This is a genomic window from Allobosea sp. 10L422 (genome assembly GCF_056395345.1).
Map to the genome: position 1 here is coordinate 215,815 of NZ_JBFTJI010000002.1, position 20,763 is coordinate 236,577.

The following is a 20,763-nucleotide window of genomic DNA, read 5'->3' on the forward strand; positions in this document are numbered from 1 at the left end:
GCCCGTCTCAGCGCTCCGGGAACAGGAACGTCAGCACGGCACGCACTCCCCAGCGCGGGGCGTCATCGGGCCTGACGGCATAGTATTTAAGGCCGATGCTGGCGCTCATCGCCTGTTTGCCGACATTGAAGACCTGCGAGGCGCTGACATTGATCGGGACGGTCCATTTGCGGTTGACCCAATCATAGTTCGTCTCGGTGTTGAGACCGACGCTGAACCCTTGCCCGAAGCTGTAAGACAGGAATGGCTGCAGCAAGGTCGTGCTGACGTCGCTGCGACCATCCGGCCCGGCATAGGACCAGATGTGGTTTGCCAGGCCGCCAACGGTCCACGCCCCTTCCTGCACCAGCAGGAGCGCGGTGGGCCCTGCGCCCCATTTGCCGGAGCCCAGCTTGTCGCTCGAGGCGCTGGGCCAGAGAAAGACCGGGCCCAGCGCCCATATCACGCCGTTCTTGGGTGAGGTCGGCGTGAGGAAGAAGCTCTGGGTGATGTCGCCGACCCCGACCGCGTCGGCCGCGCCATAGCGCTCGCGCTGGATGACCGGCAGGATCGTCCGGATGATCAGGTTCCAGTCCTGGTTCAGATGAACCGGGACGACGGGCTGGATATTCGTCGTCGAGGAAAAACCATCGTTCTTGGCCCCTCCGCGGAACTCGAAATTGCCCTGCAAGGGCAGGCTGATCATGGGTGAAACCGGATTTTGGAGCCTCTTCGAGAGCTCTTCCGCATCCTGTGCGGCGGCAACGCCGGGTAAAACACAAATGGCCGCGACAAGCTTCGCGGCCATCCTCAACAACGATTTAGCCATAGACAGAAAACGCCCCCACGCCTGCGGCCCGAATCGGCCGCCGCGTTACGCTTACCCGAGGGGCCAGCCGCGCTACAGCGCGCCGAGCGCAGGGCGGGATGTCATCCCGGTATTCCCTGCCGCGCTGGACCTCGGCGGGGTTTCACCCTAATTCTCGCCGCAACCAAGGCCCGTATCCAAACCGGGCGCTCCGGAGGAAGCTCATGTCGTTGACCCGCCGTTCCACGCTCGGCCTGATGGCCGGCGCCGTCTTCGCTCCGTCGATCGTCCAGGCCCAGAGCTTCCCCAGCAAAGTGGTCACCCTGGTCGTGCCCTATCCGGCGGGTGGGCCGACCGACGCCATCGCGCGCTTCGTCGCACAGGATCTGTCGACCGCCTTCGGCCAAAACGTCATCGTCGACAACCGGGCCGGCGCCTCCGGCGCGGTCGGCACCCGCGCCGTCGCCCATGCTGCCCCCGACGGCTACACCATCGTCTTCGGCAACAACCAGACGCATGGCAACAACATGTTCCTGCTGAAGGAGCCCGGCTACGACGCGGTGAAGGACTTCGCGCCGCTCGCCGGCGTCGGCGCCTTCGAGCATGCCTTCGTCGTTCGCAACGACCTGCCGGCCAAGAACATCCAGGAGCTGATCGCGCTSGCCAAGGCCGATCCGGGCAAGCTGAATTACGGCTCGACCGGCGTCGGCTCCGGCTCACATCTCGCCATGGAGCTGTTCATGCAGCGCACCGGCATCAAGATGACGCATGTGCCCTTCCGGGGTGCCGCGCCGCTGGTGCAGGAGATCGTCGCCGGCCGCATCGACATCGCCAACTCGACGCTGCCGAGCGTGCTCGAGCAGATCAATGGCGGCGCCCTGCGCGCGCTCGCGCTCGCCAGCCCGGAGCGCAATCCGCGCGCCAAGGACATCCCGACGCTGCGCGAGCAGGGCGTGACCAATGCCGACGCCGATTCCTGGGCGGCGTTCTTCGCCCCCGTGAACACGCCGGACGCGGTGCTCGGCACGCTCTCCAAGGCAGTGCTCGCCTCGCTGAACAAGCCCGAGACGCGCGAGGCCATCCTGAAGCTCGGCTTCACGCTCAAAGTGCGCGATCCCGCCGCGTTCAAGCCCTACCATGCCCAGGAGATCGCGACCTGGAAGCAGATCATCGCCGATGCCGGCGTGAAGCCGGAATAACCTGCCTGAAGCGTCATTCCCGGGCGGAGCGGAGCGCAGACCCGAGAATCTCGTTGGAGAGATGCTCGGGTCGAGCCCGAGCATGACGGCGCTCCGGACGGAGTGAAATCATGAATCTGATGCCCAAGCTCGCCGCCCGCCGCGAGGCAGGGAAGCCCGTGCGCGCGGCGCTGATAGGCGCCGGCAAGTTCGGCTCGATGTTCCTGTCGCAGGTGCCGCATATCGAAGGGCTCGAAGTCGCGGTCATTGCCGACCTAGACCCCGAACGCGCCAAGGTGGCCTGCCGCAATGTCGGTTGGGATGAGGCGCGGATCGCGCGGACGCGCTTCGTCGATGACGGCGTTCAGGCTGCCCGCGCCGATGGCGTCGAGGTGGTGCTGGAAGCGACCGGGCATCCGGCGGCCGGTGCCCGGCACGCCCTGGCCGCGATCGAGGCCGGGCGCCATGTCGTCATGGTCAATGTCGAGGCCGACGTGCTGGTCGGGCCCGTGCTGGCCAAACGCGCCCAGGAGGCTGGCGTCGTCTGTTCCATGGCCTATGGCGACCAGCCGGCGCTGGTCTGCGAGATGGTCGACTGGGCGCGGGCGACCGGCTTCACCGTCGCGGCTGCCGGCAAGGGCACCAAATACCTGCCGGCCTATCACAACGTCACGCCCGACGATGTCTGGACGCATTACGGGCTGACGCCGGAGGCGGCGAAGGCCGGCGGCATGAACCCGCAGATGTTCAATTCCTTCCTCGACGGCACCAAGTCGGCCATCGAGATGGCGGCGATCGCCAATGCTTGCGATCTCGACGTGCCGGAGGCGGGCCTTGCCTTTCCGCCCTGCGGCGTCGACGACCTCGCCCATGTGCTGCGCCCGCGCGGCGTCGGCGGGCAGCTCGAACGCGACGGCATGGTCGAGGTCGTCTCTTCGCTGGAGCGCGACGGGCGGCCGGTCTTCCGCGACCTGCGCTGGGGCGTCTATGTCGTGCTGAAGGCGCCGAACGATTATGCCGCTGCCTGCTTCAAGCAGTATGGCCTGCCGACAGACGCGACCGGCCGCTATGCGGCGATGTACAAGCCCTTTCACCTCATCGGCCTGGAATTGCCGATCTCGGTGCTGAATGCGGCACTCAGGGCCGAACCGACCGGTACGACTCGCGGCTGGCGCGGCGATGCGGTCGCTGTCGCCAAGAGGGCGCTCAAGGCTGGCGAGATGCTGGACGGCGAGGGCGGCTACACCGTCTATGGACGGCTGATGCCGGCGGCCGCGAGCCGCGCTTGCGAGGCGCTGCCGATCGGCCTCGCCCATGGCGTCAAGCTCAAGCGGGATGTCGCAGCCGGCCAGGCGGTGACGGAGGCGGATGTCACGCTCGACGACAGCCAGCCGATCGTCTCACTTCGCCGTGAGCTCGTCGCAACGGCTTGGTGATCGGCGGCGTTCCCTTCTATTTCTGACAGGCTCGGAAGATGGAAAGGGAGATGGCGATGCGGCTCGTATTGGTGGGAAGAGTGTTCGCAGCAGCAATGCTGGCGGCACTCATTACGGACGTTGCTGATGCCCAGCAGCGTTTCCCCTCCAGCGCGGGCGAACTCGCGGTCGAGACTGTCGCCACCGGGCTGGAGCATCCCTGGGGTCTCGCCTTCCTACCGGATGGGCGCATGCTCGTCAGCGAGCGCCCCGGGCGGCTGAGGATCGTCGATGCGGATGGCAAGCTGTCCCGCCCGATCACCGGCGTCCCCAGCGTGATGGCGCGAGGGCAGGGAGGTTTGCTCGGCCTGGCGCTCGATCCGGCCTTCGCGCAGAACCGGCTCGTCTACTTCTCGTTCGCGGAGCCGCGTTCGGGCGGCAACGGCACCAGCGTCGGGCGCGGGCGCCTCAACGAGCAGGGCACGGCGCTGACCAATGTCGAGGTGATCTTCCGGCAGATGCCCACGATCAGCTCCAACATGCATTTCGGCTCCCGCCTCGTCTTCGACAGGACGGGGGCGCTCTTCGTCACGGTCGGGGAGCGCTACAGCCAGCGCGACCAGGCGCAGAACCCGGCCAATCATCTCGGCAAGACCATCCGTATCCGCCCAGACGGCGGCGTGCCGACCGACAACCCAAAGAAGCAGGGCTGGGCGCCCGAGGTCTGGTCGATCGGTCATCGCAACGTCCAGGGCGCGGCGCTGCACCCCGACACGGGCCAGCTCTGGACGGCCGAGCACGGCGCGCGCGGCGGCGACGAGATCAACACGCCCAAGGCCGGGCTGAATTATGGCTGGCCGGTCATCACCTACGGCGTCGATTATTCCGGCGCTAAGATCGGCGAAGGCACCGCGAAGCCGGGGATGGAGCAGCCGCTGTTCTACTGGGATCCGTCGATCGCACCTTCGGGCGCCGCCTTCTATACCGGCCCGGTCTGGCCGGCCTGGAAGAACTCGCTCTTCGTCGGGGCGCTTGCCGGCCAGATGCTGGTCCGGCTCTCGACTCAGGGCGAGACGGTGACGGGCGAGGAGCGGCTGCTCACCACGATCGGCGAGCGTATCCGCGACGTCGTCCAGGGGCCGGACGGCTTCCTCTACCTGCTCACGGACGAGGACAACGGCAAGATCCTGCGGGTGCGGCCGGCCAAATGATGGCCGCACATGTGTTTTGGATCAGGGGCCGCAATCCCATTCGCGCTCCATGACGAAGACCTTGCGTGTGGCGAGGTGGCCGTTGGCGTCGAAGAGATCGCCGACATAATACTCGGTGCCCGCCGCGTCACGAGTGCTGCGCTCGACCTGGAGTGACCAGCCATAGCTGACCTGCTTGCCGCCCTGCCAGGCGCGGTGGACGGCGCTCGGCGAGGCGGCCGAGAGGATGCGGGCGCTTTCATCGCTGGGGCTGCAGGTAGGGCCGGCCAAGGCTGCCGCAGGAGCGAGCAGGAGGGCGCAGGCAATCAGTGCCGTCATTTTCAAGGCAGGAAATCCTATCGAGAGAGTTTGGGGAAAGGCGCTGGTGGGGCGTGTCTCAGCCCTTGGCGTGGAAAATGAAGAAGGCGCCCGCTGTGATCAGGGCAAAGCCGACAGCATGGCTCCAGGTCAAGGCCTCCTTGAGCCAGAGCACGGAGAAGCCGGCGAAGACGATGAGGGTGATGACTTCCTGCATCGTCTTGAGTTCGGCGGCCGAATAGACGCCCGAGCCGATGCGGTTGCCCGGCACCGCCAACATGTATTCCGGCAGGGCGATCATCCAGCTCGCGAGGATGGCGAGCCAGATCGCGGTGCTCTTGTAGCTGAGGTGCCCGTACCAGGCGAAGGTCATGAAGATGTTCGAGGCGAACAGCATCGCGATCGGCAGGATATGAGCTGCGGTCAGGGAGGGCATGCCGGGGGCTTTCTTCGCGACGGCCTGATCGATGACGACAGATTGTCGGCTCTTCGGAGGGCGGTTCCCGCCGTCAGCCGAAGCGGAGCTTCATGGTGATGATGACGAGGACGAGCAGGAGCGTGAGCGCATTGGCGGCGATGACCGGCCAGGACAGGATCTGGATGCCGTAGCTCAGCCACAGCGCGGTGCCTGCGGCAAAGAGCCCCTGCGTCCATAGCGAGATCGCGCGGGTGTCGCGGGTGCGGATCGTCCGCCAGGCCTGCGGCAGCCAGCACAGGCTGGTCAGCGCGGCTGCGGCGAAGCCGAGAAGCTCGATGGCGGCTGGCGACATGGCGGCGAATCGCAGGAAGAAGAGTTGCCTCCCCATAACGGAATTCGTTCCTTCGTGCCGCCATTCTCGACGGTTAATCTCCGTTAACCACAGCGACCTAGCCTGTCCGAGAATCTGTCCGAATCGGTGGAGACCATGCGCGTCTATCAACTGGCCTTGCCACTCATCCTGCTTGCTTCCACAGCTTCGGCTCAAGGCAGCTTCCAGTCCTGCCTTGCGGGCCTGCGCTCGGAGGCGGCGGCCAAGGGCGTGTCGGGCGCGACCTTCGACCGGGCCATGGCCGGTGTCGAGCCGGACATGAAGGTCATCGAGGCGATGAACAACCAGCCGGAGTTCAAGACGCCGATCTGGGATTATCTCGGCACGCTGGTCGACGACGAGAAGGTCGCGGAAGGACGCTCGATGATGCGACAGCATGCTTCGACCCTTGCGGCGGCCGAGCAGCGCTTCGGCGTCGACCGCTACACCATTGCCGCCGTCTGGGGCGTCGAGAGCGATTTCGGCAAGGCGCGCGGCAAGATGCCGCTCGTGCAGGCGCTCTCGACCGGCGCTTGCCTCGCGCCGCGCCGCAACGCCTTCTTCAAGGGCGAGCTGATCGCGACGCTGCAGATCATCCAGCGCGGCGACGTGCGGCCCGAGCGGCTGTTCGGCTCCTGGGCGGGTGCCTTTGGCCACACCCAATTCATTCCCTCGACCTATCTGCGGCTCGCCGTCGACGGCGATGGTGACGGACGGCGTGATCTGGTGGATTCCGTTCCCGATGCGCTGCATTCGACCGCGAATTTCATGGCCAAGGCAGGCTGGGTGACCGGCGCGACCTGGGGCTACGAGGTGCGCGTCCCCGATGGCTATTCCGGCCCGACCGGACGCAACCCCAAGCAGCCGGTCTCGACATGGGCGGGGCGCGGCATCGTGAAATATGACGGCTCGCCGCTCAACGGCACCGGCAATGCCGGCCTGCTGATGCCAGCGGGGCGTAATGGCCCGGCTTTCCTCGTCTTCAAGAATTACGATGCAGCCTACAGCTACAACGGTGCGGACTCTTATGCTCTCGCCATCTCGCTGCTCTCCGACCGGCTGCGCGGCAAGTCGGGCGTGCAGGGCGAGTGGCCGACCGACGATCTGCCGCTGTCGCGCGAGCAACGGCGTGAGCTCCAGCGCCTGCTGATATCCCGCGGCTACAATGTCGGCGAGCCGGACGGCGCGGTGGGGTCGCTGACCCGGACGGCGATTAAGGAGATCGAGGGCAAGCTCGGCATGCCGCAGACCGGGCGGCCTGGCGAGAAAGTGTTGCGCGCGCTGAAAGGCGGGCGAGTTTGAGGTCCAGAAATCGGGTGGCGTCGGGAACGCATTTCGGGGAAGCGTTTCTTCCACTTCCTCTGGAGACGCCTGCATGACACGCCGCCTGATTTCCACCGGATCGCCCTTCGAGCGCTCCTTCGGCTATTCGCGCGCCGTCATCGACGGGGATCTCGTCTTTGTTTCCGGCACGACGGGCTACGACTACGCCACGATGACGCTGCCGGAGGACCCGGCCGAGCAGGCGCGCAACATCTTCCGCACCATCGGCTCCGTGCTGGAGGAGGCGGGGTCTTCGCTGTCACAGGCCGTGCGGGCGCAGTACTTCGTCACCGATCGCAGCTATTGCGAACCGGTTCTGGCCGTCTGCGGCGAGTTTTTTCGCGAGATCAGGCCCGCGGCCGGCATCTATGTCGTCGCCGGGCTGCTCAGGCCGGAGATGAAGATCGAGATCGAGGTGACGGCGCGCCTGCCGAAGGGCTGACCGCGCCACGGCGTGAACAGGACGGGCCTGCATTCGCATGCTTGCGCGCCGGGCGCTGCGCTCGTAATCACCCCGCCAACGCAAACACGCGACAAGGCGAGGCGACGATCATGGCGACCCACAAGCTCCTGCTGCTCCCCGGCGACGGCATCGGCCCCGAGGTGATGGGCCAGGTCGAGCAGATCGTGTCATGGTTCGGCAAGCAGGGCCTGGCCTCCTTCGAGATCGAGAAGGGGCTCGTCGGCGGCGCCGCCTATGACGCGCACAAAGCGGCGATCTCCGAAGGCGACATGAAGCTGGCGCAGGACGCCGACGCGGTGCTGTTCGGCGCGGTGGGCGGCCCGAAATGGGCCGATGTGCCCTATCAGCACCGCCCGGAAGCCGGCCTGCTGCGCCTGCGCAAGGATCTCGGCCTGTTCGCCAATCTGCGCCCGGCGATCTGCTACCCGGCGCTGGCCTCGGCCTCGTCGCTGAAGCCTGAGGTCGTCGAGGGGCTCGACATCCTGATCGTGCGCGAGCTCACCGGCGGCGTCTATTTCGGCGAGCCGAAGGAGATCGTCACGCTGGAGGACGGCTCCAAGCGCGGCGTCGACACCCAGCTCTACACCACGCCGGAAATCGAGCGCATCTCGCGCGTCGCCTTCGAGCTGGCGCGCACCCGCCGCAACAAGGTCTCCTCGGCCGAGAAGCACAACGTCATGAAGACCGGCGTGCTCTGGAAGCAGACGGTCACCGCGCTGCACGCGGCCGAATACGGGGATGTCGAGCTTGAACATGTGCTCGCCGACAACTGCGCCATGCAGCTGGTGCGTTGGCCGAAGCAATACGACGTCATCGTCACCGACAACCTGTTCGGCGACATCCTCTCCGACGTCGCGGCGATGCTGACCGGCTCGCTCGGCATGCTGCCCTCGGCCTCGCTCGGCGCCGAGGACAAGGCCACAGGCAAGCGCAAGGCGCTCTATGAGCCCGTTCATGGCTCGGCGCCGGATATCGCCGGCAGGGGCCTCGCCAACCCGATCGCGATGATCGGCTCCTTCGCCATGGCGCTGCGCTATTCCTTTGGCGCGGGCGAGGCGGCCGACCGGCTCGAGGGCGCGATTTCCGACGTGCTTGGCCAGGGCACCCGCACCAAGGACATCGCCGCTGATGGCGCCAACGCCGTCTCGACCAGCGAGATGGGCGCCGCGATCATCAAGGCGCTGGAAGCGCGTGGGTGAGCTGATCCCGCCGCGTCGTGGTCGGGCTTGACCCGACCATCTCCGGCAGAATCTGGCTGGTTTACTAGATGGTCGGGTCAAGCCCGACCATGACGGCTGGAGAAAACCTCTCCCCCTCGTGAATTGCGGTGCCTCCGCTTTCATGGCCTAACAGCGCCATCGAAAGCGGAGTGTGTCCGTCATGCTGATCAAGCGCCGTGCCGGCTGGGAAATGCCGGAAAGCGAGGCCACGCCCGAGAGCGCGTTCCTCAACCGCCGCCAGTTGATGAGTGCCGGAGCGGGGCTGATCGCAGCGGCAGCGTGGCCGGGCCGTGCCGGAGCGGAGGCACCCGATCCGACGCTCGACCTCTACCCCGCCAAGCGCAACGACGCCTACAAGCTCGACGTGCCGCTGACCAAGGCGGAGGATGCGGCGAACTACAATAATTTCTACGAATTCGGGATGTCGAAGGACATCGTCGATGCCTCGCAGCGTCTGGCGACACGGCCCTGGTCCGTTCAGGTCGACGGCATGGTCGAAAAGCCGTTCGAGATCGGCTTCGACGATCTCGTGCGTAAGCTGCCGCTGGAGGAGAGGCTCTACCGCTTCCGTTGCGTCGAGGCCTGGGCGATGGCCGTGCCCTGGACCGGAATTCCGCTCAAGTCGTTCGTGGCGCTGGCCAAGCCGCTCTCGGGCGCGAAATACATCCGCTTCGAGACCTTCCTGAACCCGCGTGTCGCGCCCGGCCAGGGCCAGCGCTGGTATCCGTGGCCCTATACGGAGGGGCTGACCATCGCGGAGGCCACGAACGAATTGCCGCTGCTCGTCACCGGCATCTACGGCAAGCCCTTGCCGACGCAACACGGCGCCCCGATCCGGCTGATCACGCCGTGGAAATACGGTTTCAAATCGGTGAAATCGATCCGCAAGATCAGCTTCGTCGCCGAACGGCCGAAGACCTTCTGGGAAGGGCTACAGGCTTCTGAATATGGCTTCTGGGCCAATGTGAACCCGGCCGTGCCGCATCCGCGCTGGAGCCAGGCGAGCGAGCAGGTGCTGGGCTCGCGGGACCGGCGCCCGACGCTGATCTATAATGGATACGGCGAGCAGGTTGCCGGCCTCTACAAGGGGTTGGAGAACGAGCGCCTGTTCATGTGAGGGAGCAGGTTTCGGGTGCCCAAGCCGAGCGGGGCCATGGTAGCGTGCAGCCACCATGTAGTTGGAACGGCACGAGTCGCCCATGGCTATCCAGCATTTCCATCTCTTCGACACCGCGATCGGCACCTGTGCGCTGATCTGGGAAGGTGAGCGCTTCGTCGGCGCGCAATTGCCCGAACGTGACGAGAATACGGCGCGCAGGCGACTGGCGCGGCGCTATCCGCAGGCTGACGAGGCAGGGGCGACCGGCATCGTCGCCGAGGCGGTAGCCGGCATCCGGGCGCTGTTCGATGGCGAGAAGCGTGAGCTGGCCCATCTGCCGGTCGCGCTGGAGACGGTCTCCGACTTCAACCGCAAGGTCTATGAGGTCGCGCTCTCCATTCCGCCGGGCGAGACATTGACCTATGGCGAGGTGGCGCAGCGCATCGGCGAGCCCGGCGCGGCGCGGGCCGTCGGCGTCGCTCTCGGCCAGAATCCCTGGCCGATCATCGTGCCCTGCCACCGCGTGCTGGCGGCAGGCGGCAAGACAGGCGGCTTCTCAGCCGATGGCGGCATCGAGACCAAGCTCAGAATCCTGACCATCGAGAAGGCGCGCACGAGCGCCGAGCCTGGCCTGTTCGGGGAGCTGCCGCTTGCGGCACGGCCTGCCCGACGCTGAGTCGCGCAATCACCCATTTTTCGTACACCTGTTTTCCTTGAAATCGCGCAATACGCGTTTGCAGCGAGGTTGCTTGCGAGGCGCGCGCAGGGGCCGCTACTGTTCGGCCTTTCAACGCTTCTTCGAGAGGTATCATGGCCAAACTCAAGCTCGCCGTCATCGTGGGCAGCAATCGTCGCGATTCGATCAATCGCAAGCTGGCCCAGGCGCTGGTGAAGCTGGGGGCGAACGCCTTCGACGCGTCCTTCGTCCAGATCGACGACCTGCCGATGTTCAACCCGGATCTTGAGCCACAGCGGCCGGAGCCGACGCTGAGGCTGAAGCGAGAGATCGAGGCGGCTGACGCGATCCTGATCGTGACGCCGGAACACAACCGCTCGATCCCTGCGGTGCTCAAGAACGCCATCGACTGGGCCTCGCGGCCCTATGGCCAGAGCTCCTGGGCGAACAAGACCGTGGCTGTGACTGGCACCAGCAGCGGCGCGGTCGGCACCGCCGTGTCGCAGCAGCAACTGCGCATGATCCTGACCAACCTTGTCGGCGTCGTGGTCGGCGGGCAGGTCTTCATCACCTTCAAGGATGGCCTGATCGACGCGGAGCACAACATCACCAATGAAGGGACGCGGGCCTTCCTGCAGGGTTTCCTCGATCAGTTCGCCGGAATTGCGATCAAGCTCGCGGCCTGACAGGCCGGCGCCCTTCGCAAGCTTCCATCGCAGGCGCCGCCTTTCGGGGCGGCGCTTTTTTGCTAACCGGTGGCCAGGCAAAAAAAGAGCCGGCGTCCCCGAGGGGAGCCGGCTTTGAAAGTTTGAAACATCTGGCGAAACGCCAAACATCTCAGAGGGGAACGGCTGAAACGAACTCAACGCCGGGAGGAGATTGCGGAGCCCGTTCCGAACAACCGTGAGCACAATATCGGGCATGATCTGCCTTTTTGCAATGCAGCATAGTTTGGGGCCGCTATGCGTTATCTGCATGAGATAGTGGCAAATGGTACGAATTTGATCCTAAATGATTGAGAAATATGCATTCGTTGCACACGCTTCTGGCGTGGCGGTACAATTTTAGGTCGATTAGCGGGGTATTTTCGCTCTTTTGGCGGCTTTCCTGCGTTCCCGGCGTGCGGATTTGCGCGAGGATTATGCTGCTCTGGTCACAAAACTGTCAGAATTGAAAACGGGCGCCGTAGGCGCCCGATTCAACGGCCTATCGAAGAAGAGGGCGGCTTGCTGTCAGTAGGTCCAGCGCTGGGCCTTTTGGATCAGGAAGTCACGGAAGACCTGGACGCGGGCGACCGACTTCATTTCTTCCGGATAGACCAGATAGCTTTCGAGCTGCGGCATCTCGGTCTCGCGCATCAATTGCACGAGCGGGGACCCGGTCTCGATCAGATAGTCGGGCAGCACGGCGATGCCGGCACCCGAATCCACCGCGCGCTTCATGGCGGTGATGTTGTTCACCGTCAGATGGATCGGCCGCGGGTTGCGCTGGTCGCGTCCCATCGTGCCCAGCCAGTGCACCGCTGTCAGATAGGAGGGCGAGGTGCCCCCGAAGGACAGGATGCGGTGGTTGTCCAGATCGTCATAGGTCTTCGGCTCGCCGAAGCGCTTCACATAGGCAGGCGAAGCGTAGACGTGGAAGTGCACCGTGAAGAGCTTGCGCTGGATCAGGTCCGGCTGCTGCGGCTGGCGCAGGCGGATCGCGATGTCGGCTTCGCGCATCGACAGGTCGAGCTCCTCATCCGTGAGGATGAGCTCGACCCGGATGTCCGGATAGAGATCCATGAACTCGGCGAGGCGCGGGGTCAGCCAATGGCCGCCCAGGCCGCGCGTGGCGGTAACCTTGAGCTCGCCGGAAGGATGCTCGCGCGTCTCCGAAAGCTGCGAGCGGGTCCGTTCCAGGCGCTGCGTCATCTCGCGCGCCGCCCGCCAGAGCAACTCGCCCTGTTCGGTCAGGATGAGACCCCGCGTATGCCGATGGAACAGCGGCGCGCGCAGCTCTCGCTCAAGCGCCCCGATCTGCCGGCTGACGGCCGATTGACTCAAGCCGAGAACATCGCCAGCTTTGGTGAAGCTGCCTGACTCCGCGACCGTATAAAAGATTCTAATGCGGTCCCAATCCACCGCGCTTCCCCCGCTATGCGTTTTTTGCATGATGGGGGATAAAGCTGCTGTGCGTCAATGTCCGTGTGACAAATGTCGCCCATTATCCGTACTTAATCTGGTGACTAAACCCATCAGCTTCGGTGATGAGTACGTAAAGGGCGGCTGCTCGGCAGCTTCCCCTGATGGGCGCGCAATGGCGGCTTGCTGCCGCCTGTTGTGGCCGATCAGTGTGACCGGCCAAAAGTCGAATATGGCTCGCCCAAGGATCTGCATTGGCCAGGGGGCTCGGGCGAAGGTCCGGCGGCCCCGGCTGCACTGTCGGGCTGCGCGGCGATATCCCGAAAACGCGCTTATTCAGCCGGCAGCCGCGCTGCGAGATTCGTCGCTGCCGGCACGATCGCTGCCACCAGCTTGCGCTGGGCCTCCTCGTCGAAGCGGCTGATGAGTGTTGAGAGCGAGAGCGCGCCGCGCAAATGGCCGGCGCTGTCGATGACCGGGGCGGATACCGCCGCCACTTCGGGATCACGCTCTCCGCGCGAAATCACCAGGCCAGCGTCCCGGATTGCTTGCAACGAAGGATCGTCACGTTCGGTGAAGGCGAGCAGCACGCGCCCGGCGGCGCCGCGGCCGAGCGGGAGGCGCACGCCCTCATCAAGGTGATGGCGGGCCGAGCGCGGCGAGTTGAGCCGATACAGGCAGATGCGCTGATCGCCGTCGCGGATGTAGAAGGAAGCCGTCTCCTGCGTCGCCTCGACCAGGGCACGCAGCGTCGGGCGGACATATTCGCCGAGATCGAAGCTGCGGCGATAGAGCGAGCCCAGCCGCCAGAGCTCCGGTCCCAGGCGAAAGGCGCCGTCGCTTCCGCGCGTCAGGAAGCGCGTGTGCTCGAGCGAGGCGGCCAGCCGGAGGATCGTGCTTTTGTAGAGCCCCGTCCGCCGGGCCAATTCGGCAAGGCTCAGCTCCTGGGCCTGCTCACTGAACGCCGTGAGAATGGCCAGAGCCCGCTCCACCGCGTCGACTCCCTCCCGCTTCGTGCCGGGTTCGGACATGTCTACCTCGTCATCAAAATCGTTCTGTCTAATAGAACGTAACTTTCTGCATTGTGCAAGGAGGCCGTTATCACGCTGATTTTATGTTCCGCTTAACGGAACGGATGTTGACCGGCCACCTGTGTCCTGCTAGAAGCGCAGCAAAATAGAATGCTATTCTGTCAGGAGGAACGATGACCGAGGGAACAGCAGCCGTTCGGCTGCACGACGTCGCTGTGCGCTTTGGCGCCTTCACCGCCGTCGGCAACATGAATCTCACTGTGGGAGACACCGAGTTCGTGGCTGTGGTCGGGCCGACCGGCTGCGGCAAGTCGACCATTCTCAACGTCGTCACCGGATTGCTTCGCCCGGCCGCCGGCGAGGTCGCCATCTTCGGCAAGCCGCTCGAGGGCCTGAACGGCGACAGCGGCTACATGCTCCAGCAGGAAGCGATCCTTCCCTGGAAGACCGCCGAGGATAATGTCGCGCTGGGCCTGATCTTTCGCGGCATGGCCAAGGAAGAAGCGCGAGCCAAGGCGCGGGCCTGGCTCGCCAAGGTTGGATTGAAGGGCTTCGAGAAGCGCTATCCCCACCAGCTCTCGGGTGGGCAGCGCAAGCGCGTCGCCATGGCGCAGACGCTCATCATGGAACCGCGCATCGTCCTCATGGACGAGCCGTTCTCGGCGCTCGATGTGCATACCCGCCGCCTGATGCACCGGATCCTGCTCGATCTCTGGCAGGCCGACCGCCGCTCGCTCGTCTTCATCACTCACGATCTCGATGAGGCGATCACCCTGGCCGACCGGGTCGTGGTCATGTCCGCAGGTCCCGCCAGCCGTGTGGTCGGGGAGGTCGACATCACCTTGCCCCGGCCGCGCGACGTCTCGGCGCTGGCGACCACCGACGCTTTCGTCAGCCTCTACCGGGAGATCTGGAATCTCCTCGGCGCCGAAGTGGAGAAGAGCTATGTCGTCCAGTAAGTCGCAGACGCTCGCCTTTGCGCCGCCAGCGGGTGCCGCCTCCTCCGAGGATGCCGTCGAGGCGCGCCGGCGCAGCGCCGCTTCCGCCTATCGCATGAAGGTCAGGCTGACCCGGCTGGTGCTGATCGGCGGCTTCTTCGCCGCCTGGGAAACCGGCGCCAGATCCGGCCTGATCGACCCGTTCTTCTTTCCGGCCCCTTCGGCCATCGTCGGGCGCATCGCGCAATGGTTCGCCGAGGGCGACATCTGGGGCGACCTCGGCATCACCCTGCTCGAGACCGTGCTGTCCTTCGTGCTCGGTGTGACCGGCGGTACCGCGCTCGGCATCTGGCTCGGCCTCTCGCGCTTCGCCGCCGACGTCATCCAGCCGATCATCAAGGTCTTCAACGCCATCCCGCGCGTGCTGCTGGCCCCGATCTTCGTGATCTGGTTCGGCCTCGGGCTCGCCTCCAAGGTCGCGCTCGGCATGACGATCGTGATCTTCATCGCCTTCTTCAACACCTATCAGGGCGTGCGCGAGGTCAATCCGGTGGTCCTGGCCAATGCCCGCCTGCTGCGTGCCAGCAAGCTCTCGCTGCTGCGCCATGTCTATATCCCGTCGGCGATGAGCTGGATCCTGTCGTCGCTGCGCGTCTCGGTCGGCATGGCGGTGATGGGTGCGGTCGTGGCCGAATATCTGGGGTCCTCGATGGGGCTCGGCCATATCATCGCGCAGGCCGAGGGCGTGATGGACGCCACCGGCGTCTTCGCCGGCATCGTCGTGCTCTCCGTCTTCGTGGTGCTGCTCGATCTCGTGGTCGACCGCCTCGAGAAGCGGCTCCTCGTCTGGCGTCCGGCCCCCTCGCATGATGACGCCTGACCCGCATCGCAACCACAAACATAACCGAGCAGGAGGAAACAGATGACATCGTTCGCAAGTCGGGCTGCGGCCCTCGCCATCGCGCTGCTGCTTCCGGCGGGCGCTGCGCGCGCCGCCGAACCCGAGCACAAGGCGGTCACCATCGCCGTCGGCTCCGCCATTCTCAACTACATGCCGCTGGCGCTGGCCGATTCCCTCGGGAACTTCAAGAAGGAAGGCCTCGACGTCACCATTCAGAACTTCCAGGCCGGTGGCGCCAAGGCGCTCCAGGCATTGGTCGGCGGTTCGGTCGACGGCGTGGTCGGCTTCTACGACCACACCATCCAGATGCAGGCGAAGAAGAAGGACATCTCCTGCGTCTTTCTGCTCAACGACGTCCCCGGCATCGTGTTCGGCGTCCGTGCCGATCTCGCGGACAAGGTGAAGAGCGGCGCCGACCTGAAGGGCATGAGGGTCGGCATCACCACGCCGGGTTCCTCGACCGACATGATCGCTCGCTACTACGCCAAGGTGAACGGGCTTGGGCCACGCGACGTCGAGTTCATCGGCGTCGGCAGCGGTGCCCCTGGTATGAAGGCGCTCGAAAGCAAGGCGGTCGACGTGCTCGGCTTCTACGATCCGACCGCGACCATCCTGACGCGCAAGAACGCCGTGAAGATCCTGTTCGACGGCCGCACCGAGGAAGGGTCGAAGAAAGCTTTCGGTGGCGTCTATCCGACCGCCTGCCTCTATCTCAACCAGAGCTATATCGACAAGAATCCGGAAACCGTGCAGCGCCTCGCCAACGCCATGTTGCGGACCGTGCGCTGGATTCATTCCAACAGCCCGGAGGCTGTCGTCGATGCGATCCCGTCGGCCTACAAGCTCGACGACCGCGTGCTCAACATCGAGATCATGCGTGCCTCGACGGGTCTGTTCTCCAAGGACGGCCGGTTCTCGCCTGACACCCTGAAGACGCCGCTCTCGGTGCTCACCGCCTATGATCCCGCGATTGCCGCGGCTGGCATCGACCTGTCCAAGACCTACACGAACAAGTTCGCCGAGGAAGCCGCAAGGCGGATCGGCAAATAATCCCGCGCAGTCGGAGACAGAAAATGACTATGCCACTTGCGGGCGTGCGCGTTCTCGACCTCTCGAACGTGCTCGCCGGCCCGTTCTGCGGGTACAACCTCGCCCGCCTCGGCGCCGAGGTAATCAAGGTCGAGAAACCGGATGGCGGCGATCTCGCCCGCAAGCTCGGCGCCGATCCCGAGATGGCAGCGCGCCTCTCCGGCCTGTCCTTCGTCGCCGTCAATGCCGACAAGCAGTCGATTGCGCTCGACCTCAAGGCGCCGGAGGGGCGCGAAGTCTTCCTGCGGCTCGTCGGGACAGCCGACGTGGTCCTCGAGAACTTCCGCCCCGGCGTCATGAAGAGGCTGGGTCTCGCTTATGAGGACCTGTCGCAGATCAATCCGCGCCTGGTCTATTGCGCGATTTCCGGCTTCGGCCAGACGGGGCCCTGGGCCGGGCGCCCGGCCTATGACCAGATCGTGCAGGGTCTCTCCGGCGTCATGAGCGTGACCGGCGATGAGGAAAGCGCGCCACTGCGGACCGGCTTTCCAATCTCCGACACCATCTCCGGGCTGACGGCGGCGTTCGCGATCTCGGCGGCGCTCGTCGATCAGAAGCAGAGCGGGCGGGGACGCTTCATCGACGTGTCCCTGCTCGAATCGACGCTCGCCGCGATGGGCTGGGTGGTGTCGAACCATCTCAATGCCGATGTCGACCCGCAGCCGATCGGCAACGAAAACTTCACCGCCGCCCCGTCCGGGACGTTCCGGACTGGGAACGGGCCGCTCAACATCGCTGCCAACGAGCAGAAGCAATACGAGGCGCTGTGCGGACTGATCGAACGGCCCGAACTGATCGACGATCCGCGCTTCGCGTCCCGCCAGGCCCGCAAGGACAATCGCCGGGCACTGACCGCAGCGCTGGAACAGGCGCTGGCCACGCGCCCGGCACGCGAATGGGAGCGCCTGATGAACGCTGCCGGCGTGCCGGCCGGCTGCGTCCTCACCCTGCCCGAGGTGATGGCGGAGCCACAGGTGACACAGCGCGGTTTCGTTGAGCCCGTCGATGCCAAGGGCCGCGGCGGCCGCTCGCTGCGCGTGACCCGGCCGGGCTTCCTGCTTGACGAGCCCTTCGCGCCACCGGCCCATCCGCCCGCGCTGGGGGCGGATACCGCCGCCTGGCTGCGGCGCCTCGGCTATGGCGAAGACGAGATCGAGAGCCTGATCGCGCGCCGAATCGTCGGCTGCGAACGGCAAAAGAGCGCAGCATGAACGACGAAGCTTCACCCTCCGATCGCGAGAGGATCGCCGAGTACTGGTCGACCGCGATCGCGGATATCGCACCCGGTCGCATCGCCTTTCGCGGCTATCCGATCGAGGAACTGATCGGCGCCGTCTCCTTTCCGGCGATGATCTGGCTGATGCTGCGCGGCGATCTGCCGAGCCCGGAGCAGGAGCAACTGCTTCAGGCCGCGCTCGTCGCCTCGGTCGACCACGGCCCGCATGCGCCCTCCATCGCCATCTCGCGCATGGCGGTATCCTGCGGGCTGCCGCTCAACGGAGCGCTGGCCTCAGCGCTCAACACCCTCGACGATGTGCATGGCGGCGCGGGTGAGCAGGCGCTCGAACTCTATGACGACCTGCTGGCGCGATGTGCGGCGGGCTGTGGCATGGACGAGGCGGCGGCAGCCGCGAGCGATGCCTTTATCGCGACGCGCGGGAAATACCTGCCCGGCTTCGGCCACCGCTTCCACCCGGTCGACCCTCGTTCCGGCCGCCTGCTGGCGCTTGTCGACGCTACGGTCGGCAAGGGCGGCATCACCGGCCGCTACGCAGCGGCCGCGCGGGCGGTCGAGAGCTGCCTCGAGCGGCGCAAGGGGCGGCTGATCCCGATGAACATCGACGGTGCCACCGCGGTGATCTATGGCGAGCTCGGCTTCGCCGCACCGCTCGCGCGCGGTGTATTTTGTCTGTCGCGGGCAGTCGGCATCCTCGCCCATGCCTGGGAGCAGAGCGGACGCGGCGAACGGAACAAGGGGCCGATCCCACGCAGCTTCGCCTATCGCTATGACGGGCCATCGCGACGGCCCGTGCCCAACCGCGAGCCATGAGCGCGCCGCCCGCCAACTATCTGCCAGTGCGCCCGGACTGGCTGACGCTGGCGTCCGAGGCCGCGCTCGAACCAGAATTGCCGATCGTCGACGCCCATCACCATCTCTGGGACCGGCCGGGCTGGCGATTTCTGATCGACGATTACAAGACGGAGCTTGCCGCGAGCGGCCACTGCATCATCGCCTCCGTCTTCATGCAATGCCAGACCGCCTACGACCCGACGCAGCCGCCACATCTGCGCCCGGTCGGCGAGACCGCCTATGTCGCGGCCAAAGCCGAGCGGCTCGGCCCGGACGGGCCCGCTTTCTGCGCCGGCATCGTCGGCCATGCCGATCTGCGCCTGGGCGCTGGGGTCGAGGCGGTTCTCCTCGCGCATATCGAGAAAGGGCGCGGCCGGTTCCGTGGCATCCGTCACATCACGGTGTGGGATGCCGATTCCAGCCTGATGAACCCGCGGAGCGCCGGTCCGCCCGGTCTGCTCGGCGATGCCTGCTTCCGGGAGGGTTTCGCCCGGCTCGCGCCGCTCGGGCTGAGTTTCGACGCTTGGCTGTTCCAGCCGCAACTCGACGAGTTGACGGCGCTGGCGCAAGCCTTTCCCGAGACGACGATCGTGCTCGACCATCTCGGCGGCATTCTCGGCGCCGGCGCCTATCAGGGGCGACGCGACGAGTTGTTCCGTGACTGGAAGCGCGCGATCCGCGATCTCGCCCGCTGCCCGAACGTGGTCGTCAAGATCGGCGGCCTTGGCATGCGGATCAACGGGTTCGGCTTCGAGCAGGGGATGCGGCCACCCGATTCACGCGCGCTTGCCGAGGCATGGCGGCCTTATGTGGAGACCGCTATCGAGGCCTTCGAACCGAGGCGCTGCATGCTGGAAAGCAATGCACCGGTGGACCGGGGCTCCTATGCCTGCGCGGCAGGGTGGAACGCCTTCAAGCGCCTGACTGCCGACTACTCGGCCGACGACAGGTCGGCACTGTTTTGGGACACGGCCAGTCGCATCTATCGCCTCTGACGGGCGGCGCAGAAGCGAACAGCGGGGCTCCAGCCGCAGCAAGCCAGCCGGGGGCGGAGAGCGCCCGGCTCGATGTCGGCGGCCGACGTCACGGGGGCGGCGGGAAAACGGTCTTCCAGTCGTTCTTCATGTCCACGATCGTCCAGCCCCTCGCCGCGGCCTCGTCAAGCGCCTTGTCGAGCTTCCCGACTTCGGACTTGCGATCATAGGCCCATTCGCGCTCGGCATCGGTGTGGTGGACGATCAACGCCATCCTCGGGCCGCTGCCGCCGACAGTGTATTGCAGCATCTGGAGATCGCCGTCGGAATTGCCGAATGCGAATATCGGACGACGGCCGATGAAGCGATTGATGCCGACGGGCTTGCCCGGGCCGTCGTCGACGAACTCGACCTTGGCCTCCTTGATCAGTTCAGGCTTCCCGTCTTTGCCCAGACGAAACTTGACGACGCCGGACGAGCCGACGACCTGTTCGGGCGGGATCCCGTAGGCCTTGTCCGCGAACACCCTCATGAACTCGACCCCGCCGCCCGAAACGATGAACGTCTTGAAGCCGTTTGCGCGCAGATAGGCCAGCAATTCGAGCTGTGGCTGATAGACCATTTCCGTATAGCGGCGCTTGGTTTGCGGATGACGCGCGGTCTCCAACCACTCGGCGACCGAGCGGGAAAAGGCCTGTGTCGTCATGCCGGAATGGGTACGCGCGAGAACCAGGCCGAGGCCCCTGTTGCCATCAGCCATCAGCGCCTTCAGATCGCCCGCGAGAACGGTCCGGAACGGCTCCTTGGATTTCAGCGCGGGTGTCGCCGCGGCTTGGCTCCTGATCTCGTCAAGGGCAAACTGCGCCTGGAAGTAGATCGGTTTCTCGGCCCAAAGCGTCCCGTCATTATCGAAGGTCGCGATTCGTTCGGCTGGCGGCACAAAATCGGGTCCGCCCTCCAGAGTAACCTTGCGAACGAACGCCAGAATTGCGGCCTTGGACTTGCCGTCATTCCACCCAGGCAGCGGGTCCGGCTGCGCCGATGCCCAACTCGTCGTGAGGGCCGCAGTGGCCAGCGTCAAAACCGCAATGAGTTTCGTGATACCCTTCATGAAACCCTCCAACGCACATAAAGCACAGAGAGCGGGGCCTTCCGGTCGTCGATCGTCTTGGCGGTGCT

22 protein-coding genes are annotated in these 20,763 nt (G+C 65.6%); 15 read left to right on the plus strand and 7 right to left on the minus strand.

The genetic code is table 11. From position 1 onward, the window contains the following. Positions 1-7 precede the first annotated feature (7 nt). Positions 8-685, minus strand: a complete 678-nt coding sequence (locus AC1DEZ_RS05400; protein WP_476778933.1) for a hypothetical protein — start codon at positions 683-685, stop codon at positions 8-10. A 326-nt stretch (positions 686-1,011) separates the two neighbouring features. On the opposite strand from AC1DEZ_RS05400, the gene AC1DEZ_RS05405 reads away from it, so the two are divergent. The 3 genes from AC1DEZ_RS05405 to AC1DEZ_RS05415 all read left to right on the plus strand — a co-directional run bounded on the left by AC1DEZ_RS05405 (position 1,012) and on the right by AC1DEZ_RS05415 (position 4,591). After that, positions 1,012-1,986 (plus strand): Bug family tripartite tricarboxylate transporter substrate binding protein, encoded by a 975-nt coding sequence (locus AC1DEZ_RS05405; RefSeq protein ID WP_476778934.1) that lies wholly within the window; start codon positions 1,012-1,014, stop codon positions 1,984-1,986. 110 nt (positions 1,987-2,096) lie between these two features. After that, a complete protein-coding gene (locus tag AC1DEZ_RS05410; protein WP_476778935.1) occupies positions 2,097-3,401 on the plus strand; it encodes an NAD(P)H-dependent oxidoreductase in 1,305 nt (434 codons plus the stop codon). A gap of 56 nt (positions 3,402-3,457) precedes the next feature. Continuing rightward, positions 3,458-4,591 carry a PQQ-dependent sugar dehydrogenase gene (locus AC1DEZ_RS05415; RefSeq protein WP_476779347.1) on the plus strand — a complete coding sequence of 378 codons (1,134 nt, stop codon included), beginning with the start codon at positions 3,458-3,460 and terminating at the stop codon, positions 4,589-4,591. Positions 4,592-4,612: 21 nt separating this feature from the next. Here AC1DEZ_RS05415 and AC1DEZ_RS05420 read toward each other — a convergent pair whose 3' ends face one another. The 3 genes from AC1DEZ_RS05420 to AC1DEZ_RS05430 all read right to left on the minus strand — a co-directional run bounded on the left by AC1DEZ_RS05420 (position 4,613) and on the right by AC1DEZ_RS05430 (position 5,658). After that, a complete protein-coding gene (locus AC1DEZ_RS05420) occupies positions 4,613-4,909 on the minus strand; it encodes a hypothetical protein (protein ID WP_441512079.1) in 297 nt (98 codons plus the stop codon). 58 nt (positions 4,910-4,967) lie between these two features. Further along, positions 4,968-5,324 (minus strand): DMT family protein, encoded by a 357-nt coding sequence (locus AC1DEZ_RS05425; RefSeq protein WP_476778936.1) that lies wholly within the window; start codon positions 5,322-5,324, stop codon positions 4,968-4,970. A gap of 73 nt (positions 5,325-5,397) precedes the next feature. Then, positions 5,398-5,658 carry a SemiSWEET family sugar transporter gene (locus AC1DEZ_RS05430; protein WP_441512081.1) on the minus strand — a complete coding sequence of 87 codons (261 nt, stop codon included), beginning with the start codon at positions 5,656-5,658 and terminating at the stop codon, positions 5,398-5,400. Between the two features lie 135 nt (positions 5,659-5,793). Between AC1DEZ_RS05430 and AC1DEZ_RS05435 the strand changes: the two genes are divergently transcribed. From AC1DEZ_RS05435 to AC1DEZ_RS05460, 6 genes are all read left to right on the plus strand, one after another. Continuing rightward, positions 5,794-6,978 (plus strand): lytic murein transglycosylase, encoded by a 1,185-nt coding sequence (locus tag AC1DEZ_RS05435; protein ID WP_476778937.1) that lies wholly within the window; start codon positions 5,794-5,796, stop codon positions 6,976-6,978. Between the two features lie 73 nt (positions 6,979-7,051). After that, complete coding sequence (locus AC1DEZ_RS05440) at positions 7,052-7,441, plus strand: RidA family protein (protein WP_476778938.1); 390 nt, start codon at positions 7,052-7,054, stop codon at positions 7,439-7,441. Between the two features lie 110 nt (positions 7,442-7,551). After that, positions 7,552-8,661, plus strand: a complete 1,110-nt coding sequence (leuB, locus tag AC1DEZ_RS05445; RefSeq protein ID WP_476778939.1) for a 3-isopropylmalate dehydrogenase — start codon at positions 7,552-7,554, stop codon at positions 8,659-8,661. 181 nt (positions 8,662-8,842) lie between these two features. Then, positions 8,843-9,799 (plus strand): protein-methionine-sulfoxide reductase catalytic subunit MsrP, encoded by a 957-nt coding sequence (gene msrP, locus AC1DEZ_RS05450; protein WP_441512085.1) that lies wholly within the window; start codon positions 8,843-8,845, stop codon positions 9,797-9,799. An 82-nt stretch (positions 9,800-9,881) separates the two neighbouring features. Then, a complete protein-coding gene (locus tag AC1DEZ_RS05455; RefSeq protein WP_476778940.1) occupies positions 9,882-10,457 on the plus strand; it encodes a methylated-DNA--[protein]-cysteine S-methyltransferase in 576 nt (191 codons plus the stop codon). Between the two features lie 134 nt (positions 10,458-10,591). Next, entirely contained in the window at positions 10,592-11,143 is a 552-nt protein-coding gene (locus AC1DEZ_RS05460) for an NADPH-dependent FMN reductase (RefSeq protein ID WP_476778941.1), read from the plus strand. A gap of 546 nt (positions 11,144-11,689) precedes the next feature. Here the strand turns inward: AC1DEZ_RS05460 and AC1DEZ_RS05465 are convergent. After that, positions 11,690-12,580, minus strand: coding sequence for a LysR family transcriptional regulator (locus AC1DEZ_RS05465; protein ID WP_149133170.1), 891 nt, complete (start codon positions 12,578-12,580; stop codon positions 11,690-11,692). Between the two features lie 332 nt (positions 12,581-12,912). Continuing rightward, a complete protein-coding gene (locus tag AC1DEZ_RS05470; protein ID WP_476778942.1) occupies positions 12,913-13,611 on the minus strand; it encodes an IclR family transcriptional regulator in 699 nt (232 codons plus the stop codon). Positions 13,612-13,784: 173 nt separating this feature from the next. On the opposite strand from AC1DEZ_RS05470, the gene AC1DEZ_RS05475 reads away from it, so the two are divergent. The 6 genes from AC1DEZ_RS05475 (at position 13,785) to AC1DEZ_RS05500 (ending at position 19,605) form a co-directional block, all read left to right on the plus strand. Next, positions 13,785-14,570, plus strand: coding sequence for an ABC transporter ATP-binding protein (locus tag AC1DEZ_RS05475; protein ID WP_441512089.1), 786 nt, complete (start codon positions 13,785-13,787; stop codon positions 14,568-14,570). Positions 14,571-14,664: 94 nt separating this feature from the next. After that, positions 14,665-15,429: an ABC transporter permease gene (locus tag AC1DEZ_RS05480; protein ID WP_476779348.1), complete on the plus strand. Its 765-nt coding sequence runs from the start codon at positions 14,665-14,667 to the stop codon at positions 15,427-15,429. Positions 15,430-15,471: 42 nt separating this feature from the next. Then, a complete protein-coding gene (locus AC1DEZ_RS05485; protein ID WP_476778943.1) occupies positions 15,472-16,500 on the plus strand; it encodes an ABC transporter substrate-binding protein in 1,029 nt (342 codons plus the stop codon). Positions 16,501-16,523: 23 nt separating this feature from the next. After that, positions 16,524-17,750, plus strand: coding sequence for a CaiB/BaiF CoA transferase family protein (locus AC1DEZ_RS05490; protein WP_476778944.1), 1,227 nt, complete (start codon positions 16,524-16,526; stop codon positions 17,748-17,750). After that, positions 17,747-18,589, plus strand: a complete 843-nt coding sequence (locus AC1DEZ_RS05495) for a citryl-CoA lyase (RefSeq protein WP_476778945.1) — start codon at positions 17,747-17,749, stop codon at positions 18,587-18,589. The genes AC1DEZ_RS05490 and AC1DEZ_RS05495 overlap by 4 nt, the downstream gene beginning before the upstream one ends. Then, a complete protein-coding gene (locus AC1DEZ_RS05500; protein ID WP_476778946.1) occupies positions 18,586-19,605 on the plus strand; it encodes an amidohydrolase family protein in 1,020 nt (339 codons plus the stop codon). Before AC1DEZ_RS05495 ends, AC1DEZ_RS05500 begins: the two co-directional genes overlap by 4 nt. An 88-nt stretch (positions 19,606-19,693) precedes the next feature. Here the strand turns inward: AC1DEZ_RS05500 and AC1DEZ_RS05505 are convergent, their stop codons facing one another. Next, entirely contained in the window at positions 19,694-20,695 is a 1,002-nt protein-coding gene (locus AC1DEZ_RS05505; protein WP_476779349.1) for an HAD family hydrolase, read from the minus strand. Between the last annotated feature and the right edge of the window lie 68 nt (positions 20,696-20,763).

Excerpts from the sequence above, each read along its gene's own strand:
- AC1DEZ_RS05430 (WP_441512081.1), bottom strand. The coding sequence starts at position 5,658 with ATGTCGCCAGCCGCCATCGAGCTTCTCGGCTTCGCCGCAGCCGCGCTG.
- AC1DEZ_RS05500 (WP_476778946.1), top strand. The coding sequence starts at position 18,586 with ATGAGCGCGCCGCCCGCCAACTATCTGCCAGTGCGCCCGGACTGGCTG.
- AC1DEZ_RS05460 (WP_476778941.1), top strand. The coding sequence starts at position 10,592 with ATGGCCAAACTCAAGCTCGCCGTCATCGTGGGCAGCAATCGTCGCGAT.
- AC1DEZ_RS05485 (WP_476778943.1), top strand. The coding sequence starts at position 15,472 with ATGACATCGTTCGCAAGTCGGGCTGCGGCCCTCGCCATCGCGCTGCTG.
- AC1DEZ_RS05435 (WP_476778937.1), top strand. The coding sequence starts at position 5,794 with ATGCGCGTCTATCAACTGGCCTTGCCACTCATCCTGCTTGCTTCCACA.
- msrP (WP_441512085.1), top strand. The coding sequence starts at position 8,843 with ATGCTGATCAAGCGCCGTGCCGGCTGGGAAATGCCGGAAAGCGAGGCC.
- AC1DEZ_RS05505 (WP_476779349.1), bottom strand. The coding sequence starts at position 20,695 with ATGAAGGGTATCACGAAACTCATTGCGGTTTTGACGCTGGCCACTGCG.
- AC1DEZ_RS05425 (WP_476778936.1), bottom strand. The coding sequence starts at position 5,324 with ATGCCCTCCCTGACCGCAGCTCATATCCTGCCGATCGCGATGCTGTTC.
- AC1DEZ_RS05480 (WP_476779348.1), top strand. The coding sequence starts at position 14,665 with ATGAAGGTCAGGCTGACCCGGCTGGTGCTGATCGGCGGCTTCTTCGCC.
- AC1DEZ_RS05470 (WP_476778942.1), bottom strand. The coding sequence starts at position 13,611 with ATGTCCGAACCCGGCACGAAGCGGGAGGGAGTCGACGCGGTGGAGCGG.
- AC1DEZ_RS05420 (WP_441512079.1), bottom strand. The coding sequence starts at position 4,909 with ATGACGGCACTGATTGCCTGCGCCCTCCTGCTCGCTCCTGCGGCAGCC.
- AC1DEZ_RS05415 (WP_476779347.1), top strand. The coding sequence starts at position 3,458 with ATGCGGCTCGTATTGGTGGGAAGAGTGTTCGCAGCAGCAATGCTGGCG.
- AC1DEZ_RS05400 (WP_476778933.1), bottom strand. The coding sequence starts at position 685 with ATGATCAGCCTGCCCTTGCAGGGCAATTTCGAGTTCCGCGGAGGGGCC.
- AC1DEZ_RS05455 (WP_476778940.1), top strand. The coding sequence starts at position 9,882 with ATGGCTATCCAGCATTTCCATCTCTTCGACACCGCGATCGGCACCTGT.
- AC1DEZ_RS05475 (WP_441512089.1), top strand. The coding sequence starts at position 13,785 with ATGACCGAGGGAACAGCAGCCGTTCGGCTGCACGACGTCGCTGTGCGC.
- leuB (WP_476778939.1), top strand. The coding sequence starts at position 7,552 with ATGGCGACCCACAAGCTCCTGCTGCTCCCCGGCGACGGCATCGGCCCC.
- AC1DEZ_RS05490 (WP_476778944.1), top strand. The coding sequence starts at position 16,524 with ATGACTATGCCACTTGCGGGCGTGCGCGTTCTCGACCTCTCGAACGTG.
- AC1DEZ_RS05410 (WP_476778935.1), top strand. The coding sequence starts at position 2,097 with ATGAATCTGATGCCCAAGCTCGCCGCCCGCCGCGAGGCAGGGAAGCCC.
- AC1DEZ_RS05495 (WP_476778945.1), top strand. The coding sequence starts at position 17,747 with ATGAACGACGAAGCTTCACCCTCCGATCGCGAGAGGATCGCCGAGTAC.
- AC1DEZ_RS05440 (WP_476778938.1), top strand. The coding sequence starts at position 7,052 with ATGACACGCCGCCTGATTTCCACCGGATCGCCCTTCGAGCGCTCCTTC.